This window comes from Bordetella sp. 02P26C-1 (assembly GCF_009763255.1).
GTDB lineage: Bacteria > Pseudomonadota > Gammaproteobacteria > Burkholderiales > Burkholderiaceae_B > Bordetella_A.
On record NZ_WSJB01000018.1, the window covers coordinates 143807 to 166967 of the forward strand.

The following is a 23161-nucleotide window of genomic DNA, read 5'->3' on the forward strand; positions in this document are numbered from 1 at the left end:
GGCATGAGTCAAAACCTCGCCATCAGATTGACGTTGACCGCGTTCTGCCGCAAGCCCGAGCCGAATTGGCCCTCATAGGCCAGGCCGAGGCGCGTGTTCTTGCCGGCCTGAAAATCCAAGCCCGCTTCGAGGATCGCGGTGTTTTTGCCGATCGGGCTGCCGGAGACGGTAAAGGCATTCGATCCCGCAAGGCTAGCCGTGGAATCGGGCGTCGTGTCACCGAACGCATGCCGCCAGCCCACATCGATACGCGCCGAGGCCGGAATCGTGCCCAACTGGAACGCGGTCGCACCCCGCAAGCCCAGTGTCGAGAACGTCGTATTCGTCGTGTCCGAGCGGACCTTGAGCGCCGCGCCATTGGAGCCGTCTTCAGTAAAGCCGTCGGTTCTCAGGTTGACGTGAGCCAGGCTGAGATAAGGCTCGATGCTCGCAGCGTCAGTCAGGTGCGCACGGTAGCCCAGCTCGCTGAAAATCTGGAACGTGCCAGCATCGTAGTCGGATGACAGTTTGTCGTTATAGCCCGCGAATCCGACGCTACGATCCATATCCAGTTTGTGCCAGGTATAGGCAATGCCCGAACGCAGTGACAAGGCATCCGCACCACGCGGCCATTCCTTACCCGAGTACACGCCCAGCGTGTAGTTATCGCTGCCACCGGAAGAGGATCGATCTTTGACTTTGATGCTGGAATGGCTATAGCCCGCGAGCACACCGACTCGCCATGATGCCTGAACCTCCGTATCGATACCGGTGACAAAGCCGCCGGTGTTCGTGGTGGTACGGGCAGCGTTGCCGTTGCTTTTTTGGTTGCTCCAATCGCCGAAACCATAGCCCCATGCCACGGCACCCGATCTGTCATTGGTGGGTCCGGCGCTCGGCGAGTTCAACGATGCCATCGAACTCGCTCCGCTTGGCGTCGAGCCCGTGACTGATGCGGAATTGTCGGCATTCGTGACCCCTCCCAATCGATGCCATACAGCCGAACGCGTCGTCGCGCTGGTATTAATCAAAGAGCCCTTGGCGGACGCATAGATTTCACCGGTCAGTTGCGGCAAGGCGGACCGTATGGTCGAACCATCGGCGGCGGAGAAGTCCAATGCCGTGATCAACCCTTGCACAGCGCTTGGCGCGCCGCCCGCGACCGAGCTAAGCGCAGAACCCGCCGCGCGTTCGTTGGACGTGGAGGCATATTGCCCGTAAGCGTTTGCGGGACGCGACACCGCTACCTGATAGCGATTCGCGTCCAGCGCCGTGGCCTGGATTGCCAAGGTCGGAGATTCCGAATTCGTTGACAGCGTGCGGAAAGCACCGGTGAAGGAATCGGCTTGCACCCACTGCCCCGATGTCAGGCTAAAACCGTCAGCGTAATAGCCACGCTCGGGCGTAAAGCTGAGCTTGCCGTCGACGGTGGCATTGCCCCTGACACTGAGACTACTGAACTGACCTTGGTTATTGAACTGCAGGGCCAGCTCGCCGCTCGCGGGTTGAACATACGTCCCCGCGATGGTGATGGACTGACCCGCTTGCGCAGTGGTCAGTTTGCCCTGGTTGGTGAAGGCGCCCGCGCTATTGAGTTGATAATTGCCCGAAGACACCAGCGTCGCACCGGGCGCCACATTGGCCTGGTACAGCTCGTGGTTCCCGGTCAACTGGGTGACACCCCCCATCAGCTCCAACGACAGATTGTTAATGCCGACGATATTGCCGTCATAGACGCCCGCGAAACGCGAGTCAGCCTTGCCCGTGGAGCGGCCGTTGGCGTCCGCCTGATAGCCGAATGTCAGTCTCGTGAGACGTTGCGCCTGGTTCTGATCAACCTGGTCATAGCGCGAGATGATGTCGCCCGTTAACTGCGCACCGCTCATCACATTGATCTGACCGACGTAGGCATTCTCGGAGATGTAGATCGAGGCATAGCTACCGGCCAATCGGCCCGTCACATCGACCTTGCTGACCAACGGGCCTCTCAGCTCGGCCAACATCCGCACGGGTTCTTCATCCGATGTCCGGATATAAGAGCCCCGATACTCCGTCTCATCGCCCAAGGAGTTATGACCGAAATCGAAGCTCGCCGCGATACCACCCTCACCCAACGCCTGCGCATCGCCCCGGTGCGTCAGGGTATGGCCTTTGCCATACGCGAACATAATGGCGCGCCCATAGGCGCCATCGGCGTGCACCCTGGTCCCCGGCAGTATGGTGAGGCGGTTATTCGCGCCGTCTACGCGTATGCCGCCTCCGCCCGCGCCAGCGGACAACAGATCCGCGCGCTGCGTGACGGTGTTGTTGCTGCCGTAGATATGCAGACCCAGGCCCAAGGTCGAGGTATTGTAGGAATTGGGCAAATACGCCGTGCCATCGGCGTTACGCGCGAAAAAGGGATGATCGTTAACCAGGGTTTGATTATCCCCATAGATCGAATAACCCCAGAAATTCCTACGGTCGATCTTGTATCCCAGGTCTTGCAATACCGCGACCTCGGCCTCCATCAAGTTCGTGTAGTTGCGATAATCCTGGTGACTCATCAGACTGTTCTTCAGCTCCAGATGCGACCAGATCGGGGCATCGAAGTCATCGCCCCCGTACAGCGTGAGCGGGACGCCCGGCATCGCGCCGGCAAGGACCTCGCGCACGTGCTCGCCCGCGAAGTAGGCTTTGTCCTGGCGGACGTCAAATATGTCAGCTGGCGTTAGCGGTCGGCCGTCCTCGTCATGCGTGATGTTGTCGCAGTGTTCGCAATAAAGCACCTGGTTCGCACGCGCGCGCTGATGATTGTCGTCATAGAGGTGTTCTTCCCAAACAGAGAGCGTCTTGGGAAACCGGATGATAGGCAGATCGTCTTCGCCGCCCTCATCCTCGTCTTCCTCGACGTCGTCCGGATACACCATGTTCGAACCAATTCCCAACGCGTGCGCGGCTTCGTGCACGATGACGGTGGTCATATCCAACTGAGGCGTCAAGACAATTTGAGATGGCCGATACGGCTCGTCGGTCCAGTTCAAGGTACCGATACCAACAAACCCATGCGCGCCGTACTGCAGTTCCCCCACGGCGCGATTGTTAATCGCAGCGTTAACGTTGGTGCCCACGCCGGTGCGATCGGACGCTCGCGCACTGTCGGCAAAAGCCCCCTCATCATCCACGGTACCCAGGTTGAGAATGGCCGGGTTGTTCCCCGGGGCAACCTGAATCAGCTCACCCCAATAATCCAGCGCGGATTTCACGCCGTTGACTTGACCCGGGCTCAAGTTCCAGGTGGAAGTTTGCGGCTCGCCGTCTTCAGCGAAAAACGGGCCGTCGCCTACGTCGAAGATCCGCATTTCAAAAATGGGCACCCCATTTTTATCCAGAATCGTGCGTTGTTCTATTGACCAGGCCGTGGTGGAAGAGAACGCGCTGATTATCAGCGCGAAGGTAGGCAGCAGCTTGAATTTCATGATTCTAATTCTTGTCTCGGATGAAATCGCGGAGGGGAAAACAACATGCGAGACAATGTATTAGCGACAGCGCCGCCAGCCGTTTAATACCGGACCGCCCACCCGGCCGGTAGAAGGTCGCGGATTAAACTCGGTTTAAACGTTCAAAACGCCTTTCAGCTGGCTCGGGCCCGGCGATTTTTCCCTAAGCCTGAAGGCGCTCGCATTATCATCACGGCTCGGCGCGCGCAAACCCGCCAGTATTTTCAAACTGGACCTGCGCGACAGCCGATTAACGAAAAAGCGCCTCAGAGCGCGTAGGGGTTTGCTCGTGTCTCGCCATATCTCGCTCAGGCATTTGCGCTGTTTTCTGGAAATCGCCCAGACGGGTTCGTTCACGGCGGCCGCCTCGCGGCTGTTCATGACGCAGTCGTCTATCACCTACACCATTCAGCAATTCGAAGAGGCCATCGGATTAAAGCTGTTCGATCGCAGCACGCGGCGCGTATCGCTCACGGTCGAAGGCGAGCGCTATGTTCCGGAAGCGCAGCGTTTAATTCAGTTATTCGACACGTCGATCGCCGACCTGCGCGCGACCGCGCAATTGCAGCGGGGAGAAATCCGTATTGCCAGCGCGATATCGTTTATTGAATTTTTCCTGGTCGATATTATTCGCGAGTTCAAGGAACGCCATCCCAATATCCGGGTTTCTATCCGCGATGCGGGCGCGGGACTCGTGGAACGCATGGTGATAAATGGCGAAATCGATTTGGCAATCGCGGGGCGGTTCGAGGATCGACCCGACTTGGTCTACACGCCCTTGCTGAAAGACCGCTATGGCGCGATATTCGATCCCGCCGATCCGCTGGCGCAAAATATGGACGAACCGCTGACCTGGGATCAACTCGACCCGGCGCGATTCATCGGGCTGACCGATGACACCAGTATCGCCCTGCACATCAAACGCTGTGCGCCGGACTTTATCAAGGCTACCCGCGACGAGGCGAAATACTCCAGCACGACGACCTTGTTTCCCATTCTGAAGATCCCCGGGAAATACTCGCTCGTGCCCGCGCTGACCGCCGCCAGCGGGTCGGTTCAGGGTTTGCGGTTCCGCCTGCTGGATAAACCGACGACACATCGCGAACTGTGCGTGGTGTCGCGGCAGCTGAGCACGGCCTCGCCGGCCGCTGCCGCGTTTCTTGAATGCATTCAAACCAAGTTACGCAGCAGCACCCTTCCTCCTGGAGTGATGCTGCCAGACGCTTGAATCAATCCGCCTTGATGTTGGCGAGATCGATCACTTTCTTCCACTTGGCTTTTTCGCTCTTCATATGCGCGCCGAGTTCTTCGGGCGTGGTACCGACAACGGTAAAGCCCATGTTCTTCAGGCGGGTCGAGACAGAGGGGTCTTTCAACGCATCATTGAAGGCCTTGTTCAATGTGGCCACGGTGTCCGCCGGCGTGCCAGCCGGGGCGACCAGTGCATACCAGGCTTCAATCTCATAGCCGGGGATACCGCTTTCAGCAACGGTGGGCAGATCCGGCCATTCGGGCAGGCGTTCCTTGGTCGTCACGGCCAATGCGCGCAGCTGACCTTGCTTCACGAACGGAGCCGCTTCGGGCAGGATCGCGATCATGAACGTTGCGCGGTTGGCCACCATATCGGCCAGCGCCGGCGCACCGCCCTTATAGGGCACGTGCACGGTCTTCAAACCGCCGACTTCGTGCTTATACAACTCCGTGCCCAGATGGGCAGGCGTGCCGTTACCCGAGCTGGCATAAAACGCCGCATCGCCTTCTTTCTTTAGCTCGGCGTTCAGTTCCTCGATGGACTTGATGTCTCGCTGGGAGCTGACCAGCACCATGCTGGGCAGCTTCGCGCCCAGCGAGATCGGCTGAAAATCCTTGATCGGGTCAAAACTGAGCTTGTCGTACAAGCTGGTGTTGGTCGCCAGCGCGGCGGATGTCCCCAGCAGCACGGTATAGCCGTCCGGTGCCGAGCTTGCCACGTAGCTCGCACCAATATTCGATCCACCGCCCGCGCGGTTCTCGACGATGATGGGCTGCTTGAGCGATTGACTCATCTTCTCGCCCACGATACGGGCCATGGAGTCCACCGAACCGCCCGGCGCATAGGGCACAACAATGCGCACCGGGCGTTCTGGAAAGGCAGCCACGGAGGGCGCCGAAAACGACAAAGCAGCAGCCGCGACGGCCACTGCTCGTAAAGAAACTTGACTCAGTTTTTTCAAAGACATGTTTTCCCTCTTGCTCTGTTATGACGGGGCGCACCCGCGCGCCCCTTTGACTGCCAAACTTACGTTCAGCCGATATACCCCAAGGCCAAGTCTTGGCGTTTACGGTCCTCGGCGCGACGCGTCGCAGGTCCGTAACCACCACCGCCCGGGGTGCGTAAGGTAACCTCATCACCAGGTTGCAACACTTGCGGTAAACGCGTATTGATCGGCTGGTTGTTGATCAACACTTCGCCCAGTGCGCCCTGTTCGCCGCCACGAATACCCGGCGCGGCGAACTTCGTGCGTTCGGTCAGGAAGATGATGGTCAATGGGCCGGTATGCTGATTCACAAACGTGATCTCTTGCCCCAAACCACCGCGATATTCCCCCGCGCCACCGGAGTTGGCGCGCAACGCTTTGGCCTTGAAAAAGACCGGGGATTCTTTTTCGGCGATTTCGATCGGTGTGGGCGAGATATTGCTCGGCCACGACATCGCCGGCGCGCCATCTTTGTGTGATGCCGCACCCATCCCGCCATTGAAGAACAACACGGTCGCAAACGGCTTGCCGTTCTCGCGCACGCCCGAGAAGTTCGCGATCCATAGCGGCGAGCCCGCACCGCCAATCACACGATCAGGCAACACCTCTTGCAGCGCGCCGAAGACGACGATGGGCACGTAGTGACCCGTGCATGCACGGCCGCCGACCGGGGCCGGCTCGCGCGGGTTCAGAATCGAGCCTTCCGGCGCATGCACCTTGATCGGGCGGAACAAGCCATCGTTGTTCGGCAGATCGGGCAGCAGCAGAGACTTGATCGCATAGACGGACATGGCCGTCGTATAAGCCAGCACGCAGTTGATGCCGCGCGGTTGCTGCGGCGAAGAACCCGTGTAGTCGCAGCTGATCTCCTCGCCGGAGATTTTGACGGTCACATGATAGTCAAACGGCTGGTCGAAACCGTCCGTCTGCATGTGGTAGCGATACTCGCCATCGGGCAATGCGGCGATGGCCTGACGCATCGCGACTTCGCTACGATCAAACAGCGCCGCGGCCAAAGGGTCCACGCCCGGCAAGCCATACTCGGTCAGAATGTTTTCCAGCCGCGAGGAGATGAGTTCGACCGCGCCCACTTGCGACCAGATATCGCCCACGGTCTGATCGGGCGTGCGCACATTGGTGCGCAGCAGTGTCAGCAGCGATTGATCCGCCTCGCCTTCCGACAACAAGCGCATCAGCGGGATATGAAAACCTTCCTCGAACAACTCGCGGCTGTCGACCGAGCGGATCTTGCCGCCGATATCGGGCACGTGCGCGGTCGACGCGGCGAACGCCACCAGTTGGCCTTCGTGGAAGATCGGCTTGACCAGCGTTACATCGTTCAAATGCCCCGTGCCGATCCAGGGATTATTCGTGATGAAGACATCACCGGGCTTCATGCTGGCATGGCCAAACTTGGCGATCGTGGCCTGCACGGTGCGCGGCAGCGTACCGATAAAGGACGGAATACTGCCGCTGTTTTCCGTGATCGACCGGCCTTGCGAATCGGTCAACACCACGGCGAAATCGTTCGCCTCGGTCGACAAGGTCGAGAACGACGTGCGGATGATCAGTTTGGCGGCTTCGTTGACGACCGATCGCACGCGGGTCCAGAACACCTCGAGGAAAATCGGGTCGGCAGCCGCTTCGGACATTTTTACTTCGTGCATATCACTCACCAATTTCAATGATCAGATTGCCGGTCGCCGACTGCGTGACGTGTCCTCGCGGACCCACGACCAACGTTGAGCCCTCGTCTTCCACCAGCAACGGACCTTGAGCCGTAAAGCCCGCGCGCAGCGCAGCGCGTTCGTAGATAGGCGTGTTGTGATAGCCGGCAATTTCACGGAAGTACACGGGACGCCATGCGCGCGGCTCGACCGAGGCGGCTGCCTCAAGCGGTGTTTCGATCAGTTCTTCGCGCGGCGGCGCCTCGCCGCTGACGCGCAGGTTCACGAGTTCGATCGGCACATTGGGTGGCGTGCGTCCAAACTTTTCGCGATAGCCCGCTTCGAAGGCCGCCACCAGGCCGCGACGCACGGCGGCTTCGTCGGCGGGGTGATAGGGTCCCTCGGGCAAAGCGACCGTCAACGTAAAGCCCTGTCCCGTGAACCGGCCATCCGCGTAACGCGTCAGGCGAATCGGGCCAAAGGTGGCATCCAACGGCGCGAGTGCCTCGGTGACTTGCGCATCGAGCGACGAGAACATCTGCTCCAGCGACGCCAGCTCGTCGGTCGAAGGACGGAAGCTCGCCGTCTTTGCACGGTCGGCGCGCGCCGGTGCAACGAGCAAGCCATACGCCGATGCTACGCCCGCAGCCGGCGGGCAGATGATCTTACGCACGCCGATTTTCTGCGCCACATAATAGGAATGCAGCGGGCCACCACCTCCCGTGCACAACAACACGAAGTCACGCGGATCGCGGCCGCGTTCGGCGACGTGCACACGCGCTGCGCTCGCCATGTTCTCGGCCACGACATCATGGATGCCCCATGCCACTTCCTGGGCCTCGCAACGCAACTGCTCGCCCAGGTCGGCAAGCGCCGACTTCGCGCGCGACACGTCGATCTTCATCGCGCCGCCGGCGAAGTATTCCGGATTCAAATAACCCAACACCAGATTCGCATCGGTGACGGTGGGTTCGATGCCGCCCAAGCCATAGCAGGCCGGGCCGGGCTCGGAGCCCGCGCTTTGCGGACCCACTTTCATCAGGCCTAACGCATCTTTATAAGCAATACTGCCACCGCCCGCGCCGATTTCGATCAGATCAATCGTCGTGATACGGATGGGCAAGCCAGAGCCTTCGGCAAAACGCTTTTGCCGTGCCGCTTCGAAGGTGTAGGAAATCGCGGGACGCGATTTTTCCACCAGACACAGCTTGGCCGTGGTTCCGCCCATATCGAAGGCCAGCAGGTTGGTGTGGTCATCACGCACGCTATGATGAGCGGCGGAAATCGCGCCGGCCGCGGGACCCGATTCCAGCAAATCGATCGGCGTCTTCTTCGCTTCCGCAATATGCGAGAGGCCGCCGTTAGACAGCATCATCAACACGTCTTTAGGCAGACCCAGCTCCATCAGCCTGCGGCGCAGCGTGTCGAGATAACCCATCGCCAGCGGCTTGATATAGGCGTTCGCACTGGCCGTGGACATCCGTTCGAATTCGCGGATGACCGGTGCGACATCGCTGGACAGCGTGACGCTGAGGTTCGGGTACAGATCGGCGATCACTGCCTGCACTTGCTGTTCGTGTGCGACGTTGGCATAGGAATGCAGCAAGCACACCGCGATCGAATCAACGCCATCGGCCACCAACTGCTCGACGACACGGCGCACCTCTTGCGCGTCCACCGGCGCCACCTCATTGCCGCGCGCGTCCATGCGAGCGCTGATCTCGACCCGCAGGTTGCGCGGCACCAGCGCGGGCGCGGGCTCGATGCCCAGGTCATACAGGTCGTACTTACGCTCGTTGCCGATCTGCACGATATCGCTAAAACCTGCAGTCGCGATGAGCCCGGTCTTGGCGCCACGGCGCTCGATCAGCGCATTGGTGAAAAGCGTCGTCGCATGCACGACGCGCGCGACATCCGCAGGCGTCACACCCGCATGTTCAATGAGCTGCTTAATGCCATTCATCACGCCGTCGGTGGGATCACCGTGCGTGGTCAACACCTTCAAGGTGCGCAGCGCGCCAGATTGGTAGTTCAACGCGACGACGTCGGTGAACGTGCCTCCAATATCAATTCCAATTGCCCATTTGGCCACAGCGATTCGCTCCCGCAGATAGATGGGCTCATCTTAGGGATCGAAATTACTGCGGTCCAATGAAGATTTTGGCTTGATTAATCGAACATATCGATAAATGACCGTAACGAACCGCGCCGGGCGTGCCGCTGCAACATTGCCATCAACGTAGCTCCTGGACACGACACATCCAATGGCGCGGTAAAGGGTCCACGGTAGAATCGACGCGTGTATCACTTCAGCGAGCCCGGCCACTCTCGCCCTTGGTAATGACACTTGGACAGAATCTTCTGCTGTTGTTGGCGCTGTTGATCGCAGCCGCGTTCTTCTCCGTGGCGGAGATCGCCCTGGCCGCCTCGCGGCGTCTGCGGCTGCGGCAACTGGCCGAGGCGGGCGACACCCGCGCGGAAGAAGTCCTGCGTGTGCAGCAGCAGCCCGGGCACTATTTCACGGCGGTGCAAATCGGGGTGAATGGCCTGGCGATTCTGGGTGGTATCGTGGGCGAAGGGGTTTTCAGCCCGACTTTCTCGGCGTTTCTCGCGCGCTGGCTCGAACCGGAGCTGGCCGGCACGCTAGGGTTCATCGGCTCGTTCGTTCTGGTGACTTCGCTGTTCATCGTGCTTACCGATTTGATCCCCAAGCAAGCCGGCATGGCCGAACCCGAGCATTTCTCGCTGCGGGTCATCGGGCCGATGCGCATCCTGGTGCGGATTTTCTCGCCGCTGGTGTGGTTGTATTCGCGCACCGCCGATCAGTTGATGCGTCTGCTGCGCTTGCCGACACGCCGCGACGAACGTATTACCTCAGACGATATTCTGGCGCTGGCCGAGGCTGGCACGCGCTCGGGCGTGCTGGCGCGCGGCGAGCAGCGCATTATCGAAAACATCTTTGAACTGGATACCCGCACGGTCGAGAGCGCGATGACGCATCGCGATCGCATCGCCTGGTTCCTGCAGGACGACCCCGAAGACATCATCCGCGCGCGCATCGCCGAAGAACCGTTTTCCACCTATCCCGTCTGCCGCGGCGACATCGATCACGTGGTGGGCTATGTCGATACGCGAGACTTGTATCAGCGGTTGCTGAATGGCCAATCGATCGCGTTGACGGACCCTAAGCTGATTCACAAGGTGCTGGTCGTGCCCGACCGGCTGACGTTGGCCGAGGTGCTGGAACAGTTTCGTCAGGTCGGCGAAGACTTTGCGATGATCGTCAACGAATACAGCTTGATCGTCGGACTGGTGACACTCAACGACGTGATGAGCACCGTGATGGGCGAACTGGTATCACCGGGAGACGAGGAGTTCATCATCCAGCGCGATGATCATTCCTGGCTGATCGATGGCGCAACCCCGATTCAGGACGTGGGACGCGTGCTCGGCATCGAGGACGAACTCCATGGCGAGGAATACGAAACGCTGGCCGGGTTCTTGATGGAAGCCTTGCGCCGGGTGCCGCGTCGAACCGACATCGTTAACCTGGGCGGCTACCAATTCGAAGTGATGGACGTGGATACGTATCGCGTGGACCAGGTGCTGGTGACACGTACGGCGCCCGTGCCGCCCGCGGGTGCCAGCGCTGCCGGACAGTTACCGGACTAAAAACGCGCGATAAACCAACGCAACGGATAACCACTCCGCATAAACAAAAGGCAGCCGAAGCTGCCTTTTGTTTACTGCGACACCCGCCAGCGTTAAACGCCCGCGGGGGTACTGCTTAGTGCGTGCTGCGCGTTTGACGAAGCTTGCGCGCGGCCACGGCCTGGGCGGCCAGCATGGCCAACTCGGCTTCAACCACGGCGATATCGGCCTTGTCCTTGGCATTGCGCAGGGCTTCTTCGGCCTTGGCGCGCGCTTGTTCGGCGCGCGCTTCGTCCAAGTCAGCGGCACGGATTGCCGTATCGGCCAACACCGTCACCATGCCCGGCTGCACTTCCAAGATGCCCCCGGCGACGAAGATGTTTTCCTCGGCGCCATCCGGACGGACGATTTTGACCGTACCAGGGCGTATGCGCGAAATCAGCGGGGTGTGGCCGGGCAGAATGCCCAGTTCACCCGCTTCGCCAGGCAGAGCCACGAACTTCGCCTCACCGGTGAAGATCGATTCCTGAGCGCTGACGACATCCACATGCAGGGTAGCCATATCAGATCCTTATTGCAGTTTCTTGGCCTTCTCGAAGGCTTCGTCGATCGTGCCGACCATGTAGAAGGCCTGCTCGGGCAGCGCGTCGCACTCGCCTTCGACGATCATCTTGAAACCGCGGATGGTTTCGGCCAGCGGCACGTACTTACCGGGCGAGCCGGTGAACACTTCTGCCACATGGAACGGCTGCGACAGGAAGCGCTGGATCTTACGGGCGCGGGCCACGGCCTGCTTGTCTTCCGGCGACAGTTCGTCCATACCCAGAATCGCGATAATGTCGCGCAATTCCTTGTAGCGCTGCAGCGTTTGCTGCACGCCACGGGCCACGGCGTAGTGCTCTTCGCCCACGACTTGCGGGTCGAGCTGACGGCTGGACGAATCCAGCGGATCCACGGCCGGGTAGATACCCAGGGCGGCGATGTCACGCGACAACACGACGGTCGAGTCCAAATGCTGGAAGGTCGTGGCAGGCGACGGGTCGGTCAAGTCATCCGCAGGCACGTACACGGCCTGGATCGAGGTGATCGAACCGGTCTTGGTCGAGGTGATGCGCTCTTGCAGCACGCCCATTTCTTCGGCCAGCGTCGGTTGGTAACCCACGGCCGACGGCATACGACCCAGCAGTGCCGACACTTCGGTACCGGCCAGGGTGTAACGGTAGATGTTGTCCACGAAGAACAGGATGTCCCGGCCTTCGTCACGGAACTTCTCGGCCATCGTCAGGCCGGTCAGTGCCACGCGCAGACGGTTGCCCGGAGGTTCGTTCATCTGACCGAACACCATGGCCACCTTGTCCAACACGTTGGACTCTTCCATTTCGTGGTAGAAGTCGTTCCCTTCGCGGGTACGTTCGCCCACACCGGCAAACACCGACAAACCGCTGTGCTGCTTGGCGATGTTGTTGATGAGTTCCATCATGTTGACGGTCTTGCCCACACCGGCGCCGCCGAACAGACCGACCTTACCGCCCTTGGCGAACGGGCAGACCAAGTCAATAACCTTGATGCCGGTTTCCAGCAGTTCCACCGACGGCGACAGTTCGTCGAAGCGGGGAGCGGTCTGGTGAATGGCGCGCTTTTCGTCGGCCTGGATGGGGCCGGCTTCGTCGATGGGACGACCCAGCACGTCCATGATGCGGCCCAGCGTGCCGTGACCCACGGGCACCGAGATCGGCGCACCGGTGCGCTCGACCTTCATGCCGCGACGCAGGCCGTCGCTGGAGCCCAGGGCAATGGTACGAACCACGCCGTCGCCCAGCTGTTGCTGGACTTCCAGCGTCAGACCCTTTTCGGCGAACTGCGACGTATCGTCAGCCAGGGTAAGCGCTTCGTAGATCTTGGGCATTTGATCGCGGGGGAACTGAATATCCACCACGGCGCCGATGCACTGAACGATGGTTCCGTTGCTCATGTCGATTCCTTGCTTGATAGCTTTTTGACGGGATGCAGCCTGCTTACACAGCGGCTGCGCCCCCTACGATTTCCGAAATTTCCTTGGTGATCGCTGCCTGACGGGTCTTGTTGTAGACCAGTTGCAGGTCGCCGATAACCTTCTTGGCGTTGTCCGACGCAGCCTTCATGGCAACCATCCGGGCCGATTGCTCCGAGGCCATGTTTTCGGCCACTGCCTGGTACAACAGACCTTCGACGTAACGCTGCAACAGATCGTCGATCACGCTCTTGGCATCGGGTTCGTAGATGTAGTCCCAGCTGTAGTTCGATTTGACTTCGGAAACGGATTCCAAAGCCTCAGCGCCCGACTGGAAGGGGTCATCCAAGCCGCTGGCCAAAGGCAGCAGACGCAGGAACACCGGCTCTTGCTTCATGGTGTTCACGAAGCGGGTCGACGCCACATACAGCGCGTCGATCTCACCATTGAGGTAAGCGTCGAGCTGCACCTTGATCGCGCCCAACAGACGGTCCAGATCCGGCTTGTCACCGAGCTGAACTTCGTTGGAGACGAGGTTGGCGCCGATACGCGTCAACAGGCCCAGACCCTTGTTACCGAAAGCCGTCGTGCGCACGGGAATGCCGCGCTGCTCGAATTCTTTCAGCTTGGCCAAGGTGACACGGCTGATGTTGGTGTTCAGACCACCGCACAGACCCTTATCGGTCGTGACCAGCACGACACCGACCGCTTTGACTTCGCGCTCGATCAGATAGGGGTGGCTGTACTCGGGGTTGGCCTGCATCAAGTGCGCGGCGATCTCACGCACCTTGGTGGCGTATGGACGGCCCGCGCGCATCCGTTCCTGCGCCTTGCGCATTTTGGATGCGGCGACCATTTCCATGGCCTTGGTGATCTTGCGCGTGTTTTGCACGCTCTTGATCTTGGTTCGGATTTCCTTAATTCCGGGCATTGCGCTTTCCTGTTGTAACGGCTTGGCGGGTTACGGCCGGGGCTCGCCCCGCCCTACCGTAGGGCGGACACGGGGTCCGCCACTACGCCAGACATTGCCTTAAAAAGCACCGTGCTTCTTGAAATCCTGGAGAGCGGCGGCCAATTCGGCCTCGTCGTCCTTGGACAGTTCTTTGGTGTCTTCAATGCGCTGGATCAGGCCGGCGTGCTTGGCTTTGAGCTGGTCCTTGAAGGACTTTTCAAATGCCAGAACGCGCGTGACGTCCACATCGTCCAGATAGCCGTTGTTGACGGTGTACAGCGTGACGGCCAATTCCCACACTTGCAGCGGCTGGTATTGCGGCTGCTTGAGCAGTTCGACCACGCGCTTGCCGCGCTCGAGCTGGCGACGGGTTGCGTCATCCAGGTCCGAGGCAAACTGCGCGAAAGCGGCCAGTTCACGGTACTGCGCCAAGTCGGTACGGATACCGCCGGAGAGCTTCTTGACGACCTTGGTCTGAGCGGCACCACCCACACGCGACACCGAAATACCGGCGTTGATAGCGGGACGCACACCAGCGTTGAACAGGTCGGTTTCCAGGAAGATCTGACCGTCGGTAATCGAGATCACGTTGGTCGGAACGAAAGCCGACACGTCACCAGCCTGGGTTTCGATGATCGGCAGCGCGGTCAGCGAGCCGGTCTTGCCCTTGACGGCGCCGTTGGTGAATTTCTCGACGTACTCTTCGTTCACGCGAGCGGCACGCTCGAGCAGACGCGAGTGCAGATAGAACACGTCACCGGGGTAAGCTTCACGGCCGGGCGGACGACGCAGCAGCAGCGAGACCTGACGATAGGCCCAGGCTTGCTTGGTCAGATCGTCATAAACGATCAGCGCGTCTTCGCCGCGGTCGCGGAAGTATTCGCCCATCGTGCAGCCGGCGTAGGCAGCCAGGTATTGCATGGCGGCCGAGTCGGAGGCGGAAGCCGCCACGACGATGGTGTATTCCATGGCGCCGTGCTCTTCGAGCTTGCGCACCACGTTGTTGATGGTCGATGCCTTCTGGCCAATGGCGACGTACACGCAGGTAACGCCCTTGCCCTTTTGGCTGATGATCGTGTCGACGGCAACAGCGGTCTTACCGGTCTGACGGTCGCCAATGATCAGCTCGCGCTGGCCACGGCCGATCGGCACCATCGAATCGATAGCCTTGATACCGGTTTGCAGCGGTTGCGACACCGAGCGGCGGGCGATAACGCCGGGAGCCACTTTCTCGATGATGTCGCTTTCTTTGGTGTTGATCGGGCCTTTGCCGTCGATCGGCAGACCCAGCGTGTTGACCACGCGGCCTTTCAGTTCGGGGCCGACGGGGACTTCGAGAATGCGGCCGGTCGTCTTGACCTGATCGCCTTCGGACACACCGGTGTAGTCACCCAGAATAACGGCACCGACGGAATCGCGCTCGAGGTTGAGCGCCACGCCGAAGACGTTGTTGGGAAACTCGAGCATTTCGCCCTGCATCACGTCGGACAGACCGTGAATACGGGTAATACCGTCGGTCACGGACACGACGGTGCCCTGGGTACGAATGTCAGCCGAAGCGCCCAGGCCCTCGATGCGGCTCTTGAGCAGTTCGCTGATCTCGGAGGGATTGAGTTGCATATTGACTCCTGGAATCCTGTTTATCTGGCCGAGCGCGCGTCAAGCGGCCAGCGTATCCCGCAAGCGGGCCAATTGGGCTTGTACGGAAGTATCGAGCACCTGGTCACCGACCGCCACCCGCACGCCGCCGATGAGCGACTTGTCAACGGAGACGCTGGGATTGAGCTTGAGACCGAACTTGGCCTCGAGCGCATCGACCAGTTCTTTGACCTGAGCGTCGCTGAGTTCGAACGCGCTGGTGATTTCCGCCTGCGCCGTGCCTTCGTGGCGGTTTTTCAGCGCGACGAATTGTTTGGCGATGATGGGCAGCAACAGCAGCCGGTCGTTAGCCACCAGCAGCTCGATGAAGTTACGCATCTGCTGGGGCAACGGCGATTTGATCAGGCCGGCGAACAACTCGACACGCTGTGCATCTGCCAATCGGGGATCGGACATTGCTTCGCGCACGTCGGCGTTGTCGGCCACCTGGGCCAGCTCGCCGATCAGATCGGCCCAAGCCGGCAGGCCGGCCTTGTCGTCGCGCGCCGCGCTGAATAGCGCTTCGGCGTAGGGCCGGGCGACAGTGGAAAGTTCAGCCATGGCGTTCCCGGATTAAAGCTGCGCCTTGAGCTGGGTCAGCAGCTCGGCGTGTGCGCGGGCGTCAACCTCGCGCTTGAGGATCTGTTCGGCACCCTTGACCGCCAGCGCCGCGACGTCGTCGCGCAGCGCATCGCGAGCACGTTGAACTTCCTGTGCGGCATCTTGCGCGGCTTGGGCGATGATGCGAGCACGTTCAGCTTCGGCTTCACGGCGAGCTTGCTCGATCAGCGAGGCGGCTTGCTTTTCGGCCTCGAGAATGCGAGCGTGGGTTTCGGATTTGGCAGAGGCCTCGATCAGACTGACGCGCGCTTGGGCTTGGGCCAAATCGGCCTTACCCTTCTCGGCGGCGGCTAGGCCGTCGGCGATTTTTTGGCGGCGCTCGTCCATCGCCTTCGTCAGGGGGGGCCACACGAATTTCATCGTGAACCAACCCAGAACGAAGAACACGAGCATCTGGAAAAAGATCGTCGCGTTCAGATTCACGGTCGTTCCTTTAACACCTTACGGCCCCGGGCGCACTAATGGCGACGCGGAGCACTCGATACTTTGCCGACTTGCAGCGGAGGATTCCGCTATTGTCGGCGTCATGCCCGCCACTGAACAAGCGGCGGGCGTTGCCATGATCCGTAGGGCTTAGCCGACGAACGGGTTGGCGAAAGCGAACAGCATGGCGATACCCACACCGATCAGGAACGCCGCGTCGATCAGACCGGCCAGCAGGAACATCTTGGTTTGCAGCGCGTTCATCAGTTCGGGCTGACGAGCCGAAGCTTCCAGATACTTGCCGCCCATCAATGCGATACCGATACATGCGCCGATAGCGCCCAGACCGATGATGAGACCGCAAGCGAGAGCAACGAAAGCGACGTTGGTCATGACAACTCCTTGGTTAGAAATCTGAAGTCAATTAATTAAGAAAACGGATACTGCTAGGAATGCAAGAAAACCTTGCGCCCCGACACGACCCGGATGGACCGCGCCGGGAAAAGGGGTCAATGCCCTTCGTGAGCCTGACCGAGGTAAACCAGCGTCAGCATCATGAAGATGAAAGCCTGCAAGAGCACGATCAGGATGTGGAAGATGGCCCACACCGAACCGGCTAAAACATGGCCAATCCCGAAACCGACGCTGGCGGCATTCAGGCCCGTCCAGGCACCGCCCAGCAGAGCGATGAGCATGAACACGAGTTCGCCGGCGAACATATTGCCAAACAACCGCATGCCCAGCGAAACCGACTTGGCGGCGTATTCGATGATGTTGAGCAGCAGGTTGGCAGGCGCCAGCAGCACGGCACCGATGCCATGGGCATGGAACGGAGCCGAGAAAAGTTCTTTAACGAAACCGCCCGGATGCTTGATCTTGATGCCGTAGTAGAGCATCAGGAGCAGCACGCCCAGCGACATGCCCATCGGCACGTTCAGGTCAGCGGTCGGCAGAATACGGTGGTAGTAGAGCGGATCGTGGTGATCGGCGCCCAGACCGGTCCAGCGGAAGATCGAGGGCAACAGGTCGACCGGGATCAAGTCGAGCACGTTCATCAGGATGATCCAGACGAAAACGGTCAGTGCCAGCGGGGCAATGAACAGACGGCTCTTGGCGTTGTGCACGATGCCCTTGGCCTGCTCGTCGACCATATCGACCAGCATTTCCACAAAGGCCTGCAAACGACCCGGCACGCCCGAGGACGCGCGGCGCGCCGCTGCCCAGAGGAACAGCACGGCGATCAAACCCATCAAAAGCGACCAGAATATCGAGTCATAGTTAATGACGTCGAACTGAGCAATGACAGATTGCTTTTCGCCAATATTGTTCAGATGCACCAGATGGTGCTGAATGTACGCGGACTGAGGCGATACGTCGCTGGCGGCTGCCATTTGATCCCTACCCTGTTTGCTGTGTGACCGGCCCTTGCGAACCGATCGTTTGCATGATTTCTAAGCAACTACGACAACTTGCGGAACATCAACAGCAGAAGATAGCCCTTGAGGGTGAGTACCAGACCGAACAACACGGCCGGCCAAACCAGCCAGTCATGCGCCAGGCGCGCCAGTAACCCTAACAGCAAGGCCGTCATGAGCAACTTGACTACTTCACCAAAGAGAAACGTAACAGGACTGGCCCGACCCGCTTTCAGCACGTTCACGAGCAGACGCAACGCAAATAATGCGTTGGGTACGAAATACGCCCCTGCCCCCGCCAATGCTGACCAGCCAGCCGACGCCCCTGCAATGATCCCCGCAATTGCCGCTGCCGCGAGTCCCATGGCTCCCTGCGCGGCCATTACCCGCAGGAGCCCTCGGCAAGCCTGAGCATTCAATGCCGCGCGATCGGCATCGGTCAATGCCAAAGGTGTTTCAACCTGCTGGCCCTGCTGCATCAGATTTCCCCGCTCCTGCGCGATAAAGACGTGCGCGGTGGGTACACCACACGTGTTATCCCGCAAGCGTCAAACCCGTAAAGTATAGCGGGTTTTTACCTACGCGAGCAAATCAAAACAGAGGAATTTTCAGGTGCGTGAAAGGGACGCAACAGCAGCTTGCTGTTGCGTCCCGAGCGCTAAGACCACGTCGAGAATGGGGTTAATCGCGCCGTACGGGCGGAGGCGCCCAGCCACCATCGAGAGCGAGGTCTTTTGGAGAGTAAAGACGCATGTTGAGGGTGAATGGCCCTTCTTGCGGGGTCTGCAACCAATTCGCCCGCTTTTGCGTGCCGGGGTCGTTGCGAGAAAGATAAATGTCGAGCGAGCCGTCCGCGTTGTATTTCAACGGGTCGGTGCTGCGCAATGTGTAGCGGCCGCTGTTATTCGGCGACCAGGCATTGTTCTGGTTGTAGACCGTCAGCGACCAAGAGCCGTTGACCGGGGGCAGCTGGGCTTTGTCGAAATGCAGGACGTAGTCTTCGTTGCTGACCAGCGGCCTACCCCTGTCGTCCACCGCGGTCACCGGATACAGCGCTTCATCCGGCGTGGTGGCGCCCAGACCGGCATAGGCCACGGCCGCACGGCGTGCGTAGTCCGTGCCATAGCTGCCAATAGCGGTGCGCACCGTATTCCAGCCGTTAGCCGGAGTCCCCAGATGGGCCACGGTGTCGGCGATCCGGCGACCGGCCAAGGGACGCGCCTCTTCCAACGCTTGCTTCACCGCTGGATCGAGCCGGTCATAGGAGAACGGCTGAGGACCGATCAAGCCGATGCGATGCATGCGCGTCAGGATCGTATTGTCGTTCGCATGCGGAGGATTGGTGCGCAGCAATTCATTGAACAGCGTAAAGAATGTGGCGGCGGACATATTGGCGACCTGTTCCGCGGGCGTTCCCACGGGATCCCAGGTAACCGCCGACGGTTGCGCAAACCCCGCAGCCGGTGGCCTCCAGCCGGATGCACCGCCGTAGGCACCGTCGTTTTGCCATGTAGGCGGCTTCGCGGCGCCGGCGCGCTGCGGCGACATAGGCAGCGGTGCGGGCGTCGGCGGCGACACCGCGTAGGGCGTCGCGCTCATCGCAGCTTGGAATTGATTCACTGCCCCGTATTCATTGGGCCCGCCCGTTTGAATACGCGCGAGCAACCAGCCCATGCCCGTCGGACTGCGGACCACGGGCGTGCCCGCCGGCGCGGGTCCGTGCCAGTGCGGGCCAACGAGCAAGAATTGCTGCTCCCCATCACCGGTGACCCGGGTGCCGCGCGAGGCAAACTCATCGGACCACATATCCAGGAGCGAAATCGAGTAATACCGCCCGCCCGAGGGCGGCACGCGGATGAGCAGCGGTTGACGGCTCACGTCATACCAAAGGCTCGAATACAGCATATCGGCGCTAGGCCAGCCCACATCCGTCGCGCCGGGCTCGGGGTAAGCGGTGCGGTGACCAAACTGATTCATGGGTGCGCGCCCGGCCAGTGATGTCTGCACCTGGGTCGAGGCACGGCGCGTGGCCTCCATCAAGACCATCGGGTAGGCATACAGATAGGCGTCGACCGCGATATCTTGCAATTCATCGGCGGTGACCGAGGGACTGACTGCGGCCGTGGGCGTTTGGGAAACCAGACGCATCGAAGGTTGCGGCGCCTGCGCCCATGCGGCGCAAGCAAAACCGGCGCTGATCGCGCCGGCGAGGATAGCCTTCGGCCACTCTCGGCGGTGTGCAATGCAGTAGGGCATGGAAAGGCTCCTTGTTCATGTTTGAAAAGACGAGCCGGCCATCCCCGCAACGGGGACGGCCTCTGACTATCACGCCCTGACAGCATAGGCCCGGAATAAAACCGCCGGGTAAAGCAAAGGTTACAGGGCTATACGCCCCTTATTCAGGTCTAACGGTGTGTAAACGCGGGCTTGCGCTTTTCCACGAAGGCCGCCATGCCTTCCTTCTGGTCCTCGGTGGCAAACAAGGAATGGAACAGGCGGCGTTCGTACAGCATGCCTTCGCTCAACGTGGACTCATAGGCGCGATTGACGCATTCCTTGGCCATCATCACCGACGGCAAGGACATCGATGCAATGACGGTGGCGGCCTCGATGGCTTCGTCCAGCAGCTTGTCGGCCGGCACAATGCGCGAGACTAGCCCGGCGCGCTCGGCTTCCTCGGCGCCCATCATGCGGCCCGTCAGCACCAGATCCATAGCTTTGGCTTTTCCGACCGCGCGCGGCAAGCGCTGGGTGCCGCCCGCGCCGGGGATCACGCCGAGCTTGATTTCCGGCTGTCCGAATTTGGCCGAGTCCGCGGCGATCAGCATGTCGCACATCATGGCCAACTCGCAGCCGCCGCCCAGGGCGTAACCGGCCACCGCGGCGATGACCGGCTTGCGCACGCGCTTGAGGGTTTCCCAATTGCGCGTGATGTACTCGCTGTTGTAGACGTCCATGTAGGACCAGTCTTTCATCGCGCCGATATCCGCGCCCGCGGCAAAGGCTTTTTCGCTACCCGTAATCACGATGGCGCCGATGTCTTCATTGGCGTCGAACGCGAGCAATGCCGCGCCGAGCTCATCCATCAGCGCATCGTTGAGCGCGTTAAGGGCCTTGGGACGATTCAAGGTCAACAAACCGACCCGGCCCCGGGTCTCGACCAACACTAAGGATTCGCTCATGCACGGTCTCCTGAACAATTAAGCGTAGACAAGTAAGATAACGCAATGGACACATCCGTAATTTACCGCCTCGAACCCCATGACCCCGCCGGACATCGGTTCCGGATATCGCTGACCGTCACGCAGCCGGATCCGGAAGGTCAACGATTGAGTCTTCCCGCCTGGATACCAGGCAGCTATTTGATCCGCGATTTTTCGCGCCAAATAGAGACCTTGTCGGCCAGGTCCGGCGGTCGCCCCGTGCGCGTAGCCAAGACGGACAACCATACCTGGCAAGTCGCGCCCTGCGCCGGGCCGCTGCAGGTGGAATACGTGGTGTATGCCTGGGATCTGTCCGTGCGCGGCGCGCATCTGGATGAAACCCACGGTTTTTTCAACGGCACGAGTGTCTTTCTACGGGTTGAGGGCCAGGACAATGCGTCCTGTCTGGTGGACCTCGCGCCGCCGCGCGGCATCGACGGCTGGAAGGTGTACACCAGTCTGCCCGAAGCGCGCGGCTATCGCGGCGCGGCGCGCCGGCATGGTTTTGGCCTGTATCTGGCGCCGGACTATGACGCGCTGATCGATCACCCCGTGGAAATGGGCACGCCGCAAGTCGCCCGCTTTACCGCGCATGGGGCCGAGCACGAAATGGTGTTCACCGGCGTCATCCCCAATCTGGATCTGGATCGCATCGTCGAAGACACGCGGCGCATTTGCGAAGCACAAATCGCGTTGTTCGAACCGCGCAGCAAGCGCGCGCCGTTTCTCGACAGCAGCGACCGCTATGTCTTCATGACCATGGTGGTGGGCGATGGCTATGGCGGCTTGGAGCATCGCGCCAGCACCGCGCTCATGGCCTCGCGCAAGGATCTACCGGTCATCGGGCAGACCGGTCAGGGCGAGGGCTATCGCACCTTTCTGGGGCTGGTGAGCCACGAATATTTTCACACCTGGAACGTCAAGCGTATCAAACCCGCGGCATTCGTGCCGTACGCGTTGCAAGAACCCGCGCTGACGCGCTTGCTCTGGGTGTTCGAGGGCTTTACCTCTTACTACGACGACCTGATGCTGCTGCGCTCGGGCACCATCGGTTTGCCCGACTATTTGCGCCTGCTGGGCAAGACCATCAGTAGCGTGGCCCGCACGCCGGGGCGGCTCAAGCAATCCGTCGCAGAAAGCTCGTTCGACGCTTGGACCCGCTATTACAAGCAGGACGAGAATTCACCCAACGCGCTGGTCAGCTACTACACCAAGGGATCGCTGGTCGCATTGGGTCTCGACCTGCTGATCCGCCGTGAGAGCGGCGGCACGCGATCGCTGGACGATGTCATGCGGTTGCTGTGGCAACGATATGGCCGCAGGTTCTACCAAGGCTCCCCACAGGGCATTAGCGAAGACGAGCTGCCCGCGTTGATACGTGAAGCCACGGGCGTGGACACGCGCCGCTTTATCGCGCGTTATGCCTATGGCACCGCTGACGTGCCGCTGGCCGAATTACTCGAGCCGCAAGGAATCACCCTGAGCTGGAAAGCATCGCTCAACATTCCGACGCTGGACGTACGCACCCGCAAACAAGGCGATGCGCTGGTGCTGGCCACTGTGTTCGAGGGCGGCGCCGCGCATAAAGGCGGGTTGGCGGCGGGCGATGTGCTGGTGGCCATCGACGGCCTGCGGGTCAACGCACCGGGTGGGCTGGAAGAACTGTTGGCGCAATATCGCCCGGGCGCGCGCGTCACGATTCACGTTTTTCGACGCGATGAGTTGCGCGCGTTCGAGGTCAGACTGGGCGCACCCGAGGCGCTGGATTGTGTGCTGACAGCCGAGGCGTAGATCGGCACGTTATATGTGCTGGACTGCGTAATGACAGCCGAGGCGTGGCTCGGTACATTCGAAGCGCTGACCACGTCATGACAACCAGAGCATAGGTTCGTGGGCGTGTGCCCTC

Annotated in this window: 18 protein-coding genes; 3 read left to right on the plus strand and 15 right to left on the minus strand. The window is 60.5% G+C overall.

Features of this window, described 5'->3' with window-relative positions:
• Positions 1 to 8 precede the first annotated feature (8 nt).
• Positions 9 to 3437: an autotransporter family protein gene (locus tag GOQ28_RS10115; RefSeq protein ID WP_202109687.1), complete on the minus strand. Its 3429-nt coding sequence runs from the start codon at positions 3435 to 3437 to the stop codon at positions 9 to 11.
• A 310-nt stretch (positions 3438 to 3747) separates the two neighbouring features.
• Here GOQ28_RS10115 and GOQ28_RS10120 point away from each other — a divergent pair, with 310 nt between their 5' ends.
• A complete protein-coding gene (locus GOQ28_RS10120; protein ID WP_160349962.1) occupies positions 3748 to 4686 on the plus strand; it encodes a LysR substrate-binding domain-containing protein in 939 nt (312 codons plus the stop codon).
• 1 nt (position 4687) lies between these two features.
• Here the strand turns inward: GOQ28_RS10120 and GOQ28_RS10125 are convergent, their stop codons facing one another.
• The 3 genes from GOQ28_RS10125 to GOQ28_RS10135 form a co-directional block, all read right to left on the minus strand.
• Positions 4688 to 5677 (minus strand): Bug family tripartite tricarboxylate transporter substrate binding protein, encoded by a 990-nt coding sequence (locus GOQ28_RS10125; RefSeq protein ID WP_160349961.1) that lies wholly within the window; start codon positions 5675 to 5677, stop codon positions 4688 to 4690.
• A 65-nt stretch (positions 5678 to 5742) separates the two neighbouring features.
• Positions 5743 to 7362: a hydantoinase B/oxoprolinase family protein gene (locus GOQ28_RS10130; RefSeq protein WP_160356348.1), complete on the minus strand. Its 1620-nt coding sequence runs from the start codon at positions 7360 to 7362 to the stop codon at positions 5743 to 5745.
• A gap of 1 nt (position 7363) precedes the next feature.
• On the minus strand, positions 7364 to 9454 hold the full coding sequence (locus GOQ28_RS10135) for a hydantoinase/oxoprolinase family protein (RefSeq protein WP_160356349.1): 2091 nt from the start codon (positions 9452 to 9454) through the stop codon (positions 7364 to 7366).
• A 248-nt stretch (positions 9455 to 9702) separates the two neighbouring features.
• Between GOQ28_RS10135 and GOQ28_RS10140 the strand changes: the two genes are divergently transcribed.
• Positions 9703 to 11034 (plus strand): hemolysin family protein, encoded by a 1332-nt coding sequence (locus GOQ28_RS10140; protein WP_160356350.1) that lies wholly within the window; start codon positions 9703 to 9705, stop codon positions 11032 to 11034.
• Positions 11035 to 11149: 115 nt separating this feature from the next.
• Here GOQ28_RS10140 and GOQ28_RS10145 read toward each other — a convergent pair whose 3' ends face one another.
• From GOQ28_RS10145 to GOQ28_RS10195, 11 genes are all read right to left on the minus strand, one after another.
• Positions 11150 to 11575 carry a F0F1 ATP synthase subunit epsilon gene (locus GOQ28_RS10145; RefSeq protein ID WP_160349957.1) on the minus strand — a complete coding sequence of 142 codons (426 nt, stop codon included), beginning with the start codon at positions 11573 to 11575 and terminating at the stop codon, positions 11150 to 11152.
• Positions 11576 to 11584: 9 nt separating this feature from the next.
• Positions 11585 to 12985: a F0F1 ATP synthase subunit beta gene (gene atpD, locus GOQ28_RS10150; RefSeq protein ID WP_160349956.1), complete on the minus strand. Its 1401-nt coding sequence runs from the start codon at positions 12983 to 12985 to the stop codon at positions 11585 to 11587.
• A 43-nt stretch (positions 12986 to 13028) separates the two neighbouring features.
• Positions 13029 to 13934, minus strand: a complete 906-nt coding sequence (gene atpG / locus GOQ28_RS10155; protein ID WP_160349955.1) for a F0F1 ATP synthase subunit gamma — start codon at positions 13932 to 13934, stop codon at positions 13029 to 13031.
• Between the two features lie 99 nt (positions 13935 to 14033).
• Entirely contained in the window at positions 14034 to 15575 is a 1542-nt protein-coding gene (gene atpA, locus GOQ28_RS10160; RefSeq protein ID WP_160349954.1) for a F0F1 ATP synthase subunit alpha, read from the minus strand.
• A 39-nt stretch (positions 15576 to 15614) separates the two neighbouring features.
• Complete coding sequence (locus tag GOQ28_RS10165; protein ID WP_160349953.1) at positions 15615 to 16154, minus strand: F0F1 ATP synthase subunit delta; 540 nt, start codon at positions 16152 to 16154, stop codon at positions 15615 to 15617.
• Between the two features lie 12 nt (positions 16155 to 16166).
• Entirely contained in the window at positions 16167 to 16637 is a 471-nt protein-coding gene (locus GOQ28_RS10170) for a F0F1 ATP synthase subunit B (protein WP_160349952.1), read from the minus strand.
• A 150-nt stretch (positions 16638 to 16787) separates the two neighbouring features.
• Positions 16788 to 17030, minus strand: coding sequence for a F0F1 ATP synthase subunit C (gene atpE, locus GOQ28_RS10175; protein ID WP_003815363.1), 243 nt, complete (start codon positions 17028 to 17030; stop codon positions 16788 to 16790).
• 116 nt (positions 17031 to 17146) lie between these two features.
• The gene (gene atpB / locus GOQ28_RS10180; RefSeq protein ID WP_160349951.1) at positions 17147 to 18028 is read right to left on the minus strand and encodes a F0F1 ATP synthase subunit A; all 882 of its coding nucleotides are present in this window, start codon (positions 18026 to 18028) and stop codon (positions 17147 to 17149) included.
• Positions 18029 to 18096: 68 nt separating this feature from the next.
• The gene (locus GOQ28_RS10185; RefSeq protein ID WP_160349950.1) at positions 18097 to 18531 is read right to left on the minus strand and encodes an ATP synthase subunit I; all 435 of its coding nucleotides are present in this window, start codon (positions 18529 to 18531) and stop codon (positions 18097 to 18099) included.
• Between the two features lie 202 nt (positions 18532 to 18733).
• Positions 18734 to 20308: a DUF1254 domain-containing protein gene (locus GOQ28_RS10190; RefSeq protein WP_160356351.1), complete on the minus strand. Its 1575-nt coding sequence runs from the start codon at positions 20306 to 20308 to the stop codon at positions 18734 to 18736.
• Positions 20309 to 20457: 149 nt separating this feature from the next.
• Positions 20458 to 21234 (minus strand): enoyl-CoA hydratase, encoded by a 777-nt coding sequence (locus GOQ28_RS10195; RefSeq protein ID WP_160356352.1) that lies wholly within the window; start codon positions 21232 to 21234, stop codon positions 20458 to 20460.
• A 45-nt stretch (positions 21235 to 21279) separates the two neighbouring features.
• On the opposite strand from GOQ28_RS10195, the gene GOQ28_RS10200 reads away from it, so the two are divergent.
• Positions 21280 to 23046 (plus strand): M61 family metallopeptidase, encoded by a 1767-nt coding sequence (locus GOQ28_RS10200; protein WP_160356353.1) that lies wholly within the window; start codon positions 21280 to 21282, stop codon positions 23044 to 23046.
• Positions 23047 to 23161: the final 115 nt, after the last annotated feature.

Excerpts from the sequence above, each read along its gene's own strand:
- atpD (WP_160349956.1), bottom strand. The coding sequence starts at position 12,985 with ATGAGCAACGGAACCATCGTTCAGTGCATCGGCGCCGTGGTGGATATT.
- atpG (WP_160349955.1), bottom strand. The coding sequence starts at position 13,934 with ATGCCCGGAATTAAGGAAATCCGAACCAAGATCAAGAGCGTGCAAAAC.
- atpB (WP_160349951.1), bottom strand. The coding sequence starts at position 18,028 with ATGGCAGCCGCCAGCGACGTATCGCCTCAGTCCGCGTACATTCAGCAC.
- atpA (WP_160349954.1), bottom strand. The coding sequence starts at position 15,575 with ATGCAACTCAATCCCTCCGAGATCAGCGAACTGCTCAAGAGCCGCATC.
- GOQ28_RS10115 (WP_202109687.1), bottom strand. The coding sequence starts at position 3,437 with ATGAAATTCAAGCTGCTGCCTACCTTCGCGCTGATAATCAGCGCGTTC.
- GOQ28_RS10200 (WP_160356353.1), top strand. The coding sequence starts at position 21,280 with ATGGACACATCCGTAATTTACCGCCTCGAACCCCATGACCCCGCCGGA.
- GOQ28_RS10185 (WP_160349950.1), bottom strand. The coding sequence starts at position 18,531 with ATGCAGCAGGGCCAGCAGGTTGAAACACCTTTGGCATTGACCGATGCC.
- GOQ28_RS10140 (WP_160356350.1), top strand. The coding sequence starts at position 9,703 with ATGACACTTGGACAGAATCTTCTGCTGTTGTTGGCGCTGTTGATCGCA.
- GOQ28_RS10145 (WP_160349957.1), bottom strand. The coding sequence starts at position 11,575 with ATGGCTACCCTGCATGTGGATGTCGTCAGCGCTCAGGAATCGATCTTC.
- GOQ28_RS10130 (WP_160356348.1), bottom strand. The coding sequence starts at position 7,362 with ATGCACGAAGTAAAAATGTCCGAAGCGGCTGCCGACCCGATTTTCCTC.
- GOQ28_RS10165 (WP_160349953.1), bottom strand. The coding sequence starts at position 16,154 with ATGGCTGAACTTTCCACTGTCGCCCGGCCCTACGCCGAAGCGCTATTC.
- GOQ28_RS10125 (WP_160349961.1), bottom strand. The coding sequence starts at position 5,677 with ATGTCTTTGAAAAAACTGAGTCAAGTTTCTTTACGAGCAGTGGCCGTC.
- GOQ28_RS10195 (WP_160356352.1), bottom strand. The coding sequence starts at position 21,234 with ATGAGCGAATCCTTAGTGTTGGTCGAGACCCGGGGCCGGGTCGGTTTG.
- GOQ28_RS10190 (WP_160356351.1), bottom strand. The coding sequence starts at position 20,308 with ATGCCCTACTGCATTGCACACCGCCGAGAGTGGCCGAAGGCTATCCTC.
- atpE (WP_003815363.1), bottom strand. The coding sequence starts at position 17,030 with ATGACCAACGTCGCTTTCGTTGCTCTCGCTTGCGGTCTCATCATCGGT.